General features: G+C 43.8%; 4 protein-coding genes and 1 pseudogene. 4 read left to right on the top strand and 1 reads right to left on the bottom strand.

The annotated features are described in order from the left end of the window. The 3 genes from AB4496_RS21660 to AB4496_RS21650 all read left to right on the top strand — a co-directional run. A partial coding sequence (locus AB4496_RS21660; RefSeq protein ID WP_372131930.1) for a NupC/NupG family nucleoside CNT transporter occupies window positions 1-1089 on the top strand: 1089 nt, incomplete at its 5' end. 339 nt (window positions 1090-1428) lie between these two features. Then, the gene (locus AB4496_RS21655; RefSeq protein WP_009845704.1) at window positions 1429-1698 is read left to right on the top strand and encodes a hypothetical protein; all 270 of its coding nucleotides are present in this window, start codon (window positions 1429-1431) and stop codon (window positions 1696-1698) included. Between the two features lie 45 nt (window positions 1699-1743). Next, a complete protein-coding gene (locus tag AB4496_RS21650) occupies window positions 1744-2355 on the top strand; it encodes a class I SAM-dependent methyltransferase (protein WP_009845703.1) in 612 nt (203 codons plus the stop codon). A gap of 97 nt (window positions 2356-2452) precedes the next feature. On the opposite strand, the gene AB4496_RS21645 is transcribed toward AB4496_RS21650, so the two are convergent. Continuing rightward, window positions 2453-3661 carry a DUF3541 domain-containing protein gene (locus AB4496_RS21645; RefSeq protein WP_102257519.1) on the bottom strand — a complete coding sequence of 403 codons (1209 nt, stop codon included), beginning with the start codon at window positions 3659-3661 and terminating at the stop codon, window positions 2453-2455. A gap of 273 nt (window positions 3662-3934) precedes the next feature. Between AB4496_RS21645 and AB4496_RS21640 the strand changes: the two are divergent. Next, window positions 3935-4278: pseudogene (locus AB4496_RS21640) on the top strand (sensor domain-containing diguanylate cyclase); the annotation flags it as partial.

Genomic DNA, 4278 nt, shown 5'->3' with positions numbered 1-4278 from the left:
GGCTTCGCGGCTTTGGTGTTATATTTCCCGTGGGGACAATTGGCGCTAACGAGCCTAAGTAATGGCGTTTCTAGCCTGCTTGGTTTTGCAGACGCTGGTATCGCATTCCTTTTCGGCGACCTTGCAACTGAAGGTTTCATTTTCGCGATACGCGTACTTCCAATCATTATCTTCTTCAGTGCTCTGATTTCGGCACTTTACTACCTCGGTATCATGCAAAAAGTGATTCAAATCTTGGGCGGAGCGGTGCAAAAACTGCTGGGCACCAGTAAAGCTGAATCCTTGGTAGCGACAGGTAATATCTTTCTTTCTCAGGGTGAGTCTCCTCTTCTTATTCGTCCGTTTTTAAAGTCTATGACTCGTTCGGAACTGTTTGCTGTAATGGCAGGTGGTATGGCGTCGGTAGCGGGTAGTGTGCTTGGTGGTTATGCTGGTTTAGGTGTTGAACTTAAATACCTTATCGCAGCAAGTTTCATGGCAGCTCCGGGTAGTCTGTTAATGGCGAAGATCATCGTTCCTGAGCGCAGCACACCAAGTGACTACGACCATATCGAACTCGATAAAGCTGACCAAAGCAACGTGATCGATGCACTGGCAAGCGGCGCGATGAACGGTATGAAAGTCGCGGTGGCTGTCGGTACTATGTTGATTGCATTCGTGAGTGTAATTGCGATGGTGAACACTGGCCTAGAAAGCTTAGGTGAGACGTTCGGTTTTGCGGGTATTACGCTGCAAGCTATCTTCGGTTACTTGTTCTCGCCTTTAGCATGGCTGATTGGTATCCCGAGTGATGAAGTCTTAATGGCGGGTTCTTACATTGGTCAGAAGATCGTAATGAACGAGTTTGTTGCTTTCATCGATTTCGTTGAGAACAAAGCGCTGTTATCTGAACATAGCCAAGTCATCGTGACGTTTGCTCTATGTGGCTTTGCTAACATTGGCTCTATCGCTATTCAGCTAGGTTCGATCGGTGTTATGGCACCAGAGCGTCGTGCTGAAGTGGCAAACTTAGGCTTGAAAGCAGTCGCTGCTGGTACGCTTGCAAACCTAATGAGTGCGTGTTTAGCGGGTATCTTCATCCTGCTTTAAGCGAGATTCAGTTCAAGCGCCTAAATTCAGTTGAAGCGGGCACCTTTCTTGCGGATTTAACGTGAGAAGGGTGTCCGCTTTTTTGTGCCTGCTCGTTAAGTTGATTCAGATTTTGAACCACCACTTTTATTGCTATGCGGTGTATAAGGCTCACTCGGAAGAGTAATAGAGCAGGCCTGTTTTATCCGATATACTTGAATATCATTAGGTTGCGATTAATAGCATTCGGCTTCAATTAAGAAAATCCGGTTTCTATTAAGAACACTCGGCTCCGAATAAGAATATTCCGTTCCGACTAAGAATACGGCAACCAAGCTCAAATTTATCAAGGGTCTCTCTATGAACATGCGCGTTCTCATCGGTCTTATTGCTACCTTCATTGGCTTGTTTGCGATGATTTATCTTATTGCTGGTGGTACTCAGTTTCCTATCTATCAGTGGCCGCAAGAAGCGTATCTCGGTTTGGTGTTTAGCGTAGTATGGGGCACTGGCGTCGCTGCATCGGTGGCTTATGTCTTCTCAGCTTTGGTGTTTGTGACTGTCGCCGTGGTTTGCTATGCGATCGGTTATAAAAGCGGTGGGCTCTTTTCTTCAAATTCCGACGTCTAAGTTTATTGAGGCGTACTTATGTTCATTGAAGTGAGATTTGTTTGAATGCACTGGCTCGATCGTTGGAAAGTGTATCGCTATCATCGCAAACAGGCTAACCGAGCGAATGGCGATAAGGCTAAAGCTTTAGGGTGGACTAGCGAAGAGAGCCAATTATGTCGCTTTGAAGTGATTGCTCGTTCGGCTGACTTTGAAAAGAAGAGTATTTTAGATTTGGGTTGTGGCTATGGCGAGCTGTTTGAGTTGCTCGCCAGCATCTATCGCATTCAATCTTACACCGGCGTTGACCAACACGCAGGCTTTTTAAAGAAGGCGAAACAGAGCTATACAGAAGATCGTTGTCGGTTTTTGTCGGGTGATATGAGCCAAATGAGCCTTGAGGTACACGATGTAGTTATCGCCAGTGGCTCATTGAATTACATCTCTCGCGACTCGGATTATCTGACTAACATGATTACTCGTATGTTTGGACTAGCGAATCAGACGGTGATTTTTAATCTGCTCAATTCAAGCCAATATCCTTCACGTAATACCTTGATGAGTTATCACCCTCAAGGCGTATATCGATTCTGTAAAACACTCTGTGATGATGTTTCCTTGATAGAAGGTTACGCTGAAGGGGATTTCACGATAGTGATGAACAAAGTCGTATCCTGAGCCTGAATGAAGTGTTGGTGTGGTAAGAGTTAAAAAAGCCGCAGACCTTGAGAGGTTTGCGGCTTTTTGGGTTCTAAAATCAACTTAAGTATTATGGCTAGTGCTTCAGCGGTTGATTTTCAACTAGTCCGTAAGGGATGTTAGTAAATACTTTAGGGTTACCTTCATAAGTCGGTGCTTCGTTCACTTGCTGCCAATCGAGTAGCATGATAGCGAGTACGTTGCGGTGCTCTCCATACTTGAGATCAAAATCACCGGTGACCGAAGGGATCATGCCTTTTGTCTTATCGATAGATGCCTGGATTGCAAGCCTAGTTTTCTCTACAACCGGGTCATTCTCTAGACCGGCTAGTAAGAAAGTCAACCCAACCTCAGCAATCACATCCTCTTTAGCTCGTAGCAGGATCGTATCGATGTTTTCTCTGAAGTAATCGTAGACCCATTGGTGTTCTTGCTCGCTTACTTGGTGCTGGTAATACTCAGAATCTCCAAAGATCACATGTGTCATACCATAGATCTTATTGCCGTATTGCTGGCTTGAAAGCTTCTTGTCGTTATCGTCTGGGTAGGCTTTTTTGAAGGTATCGACAAATTCATCAACGACATCTTGTTCACCTAATTGGCGTAGCCAGTAAACTTGATTAGCGAGTTGGGCTGCCCACGCTTTCACCATATCTTCATTGGTCACGTATCGTGAAAAGTCATAACGACGAATAATCTCGCGCAGTTTGACATCGTTCTTGTGTTCTAAACCGTACTCATTGGCGCGCGCCATAGAGCCGAGAAGGTCAACACCAAGATATAGATATTCTGGCATGTGCTTGGTGATGTTGTAGCGTCGAACACTGCGTTCATCGCTATCGCCAACATAGGAAGCAACACGCTTTTCTGAGTACAGTACGATTTGTTCCATGGTGTGAACATCATTCGACAAGCGGCTGAGCTTACTTGCGACACGTGCCATGTCACTCCATACCGCGGCAGAATATTTGTCGTCTAATGTTTGTCGATACATACGCAAACCATAGTGACCCTCTTTGAATGCAGGCAGAGTGTAAAGTTGGCTTTCGTAGGTTGTGCGAATCAGATCGGCGGATTGTTTAAAAGATTGCTCTCGAGAGTCGAGAACACCAGCTTGTGATTGAACATTTGGTACGATTGTTGCGTGTATGTTAACGGGCTCTTGTATAGTAACAGTCTGTTGTGTGTCAAAAGCCGTTAGCGTATCTGAAGTAGCTTGTGCGTGAACAGCAACCGCAACTGAGATTGATAACAATGTGCACAGAGTTAGCGTTTTTAGCTTCATGTTCGTAAGGTACCAAGCTGATTAATTGTGAATATAAAATAACACTCATGAATCTTTCAATGTAAGGTTTTGGTCAATACATTGTAATCTTTAATAAGATTGATTCGATATTTGGTTCAGTAATCAATGTGTCTAATGGACTTTAAGTGATGAATGACTCAATAATGAAATGAGCACTAGGCTAAGTGTATGTATTTAAATAGCTTAACGGCATACTTAAAGAGTTAGTCTGATATGAGCAAATTTAAGAACAAAAAGGTTTAGGGGGTCTGAATGCCAAGTGGTTCTAGCAAGCAATGGCCTGCCAAATTATTATCTTTACTGTTTTTTTTAGTGGTAATGAGTGCTATCGAGTTTTTTCACTCTAAAGAGTTATCCTACCTGAAAGATGAATCCTACTCTGAGGCAAAAAAGCAGCTATCGATCATTCGTTCTCGAATAGAAGCCGCGATCGTGTCAGATATGTATATCCTCAATAATTTTTCGACCTTAGTGACCATAAACCCTGATGGTGAGGTGAAAAATTGGGACAAGATTGCTGAAAGTATTATTAAAGATGGTTTCCATATTCGTCTTATTGGGCTAGCCAAAGACGACATTCTAAACTTTGTTTACCC

It is taken from the genome of Vibrio sp. 10N.222.46.A1, assembly GCF_041473595.1.
Taxonomy (GTDB): Bacteria; Pseudomonadota; Gammaproteobacteria; order Enterobacterales; family Vibrionaceae; genus Vibrio; species Vibrio tasmaniensis_A.
Note: the sequence above shows the minus strand (reverse complement) of the source record. Positions and strands in the feature narration are given on the sequence as shown.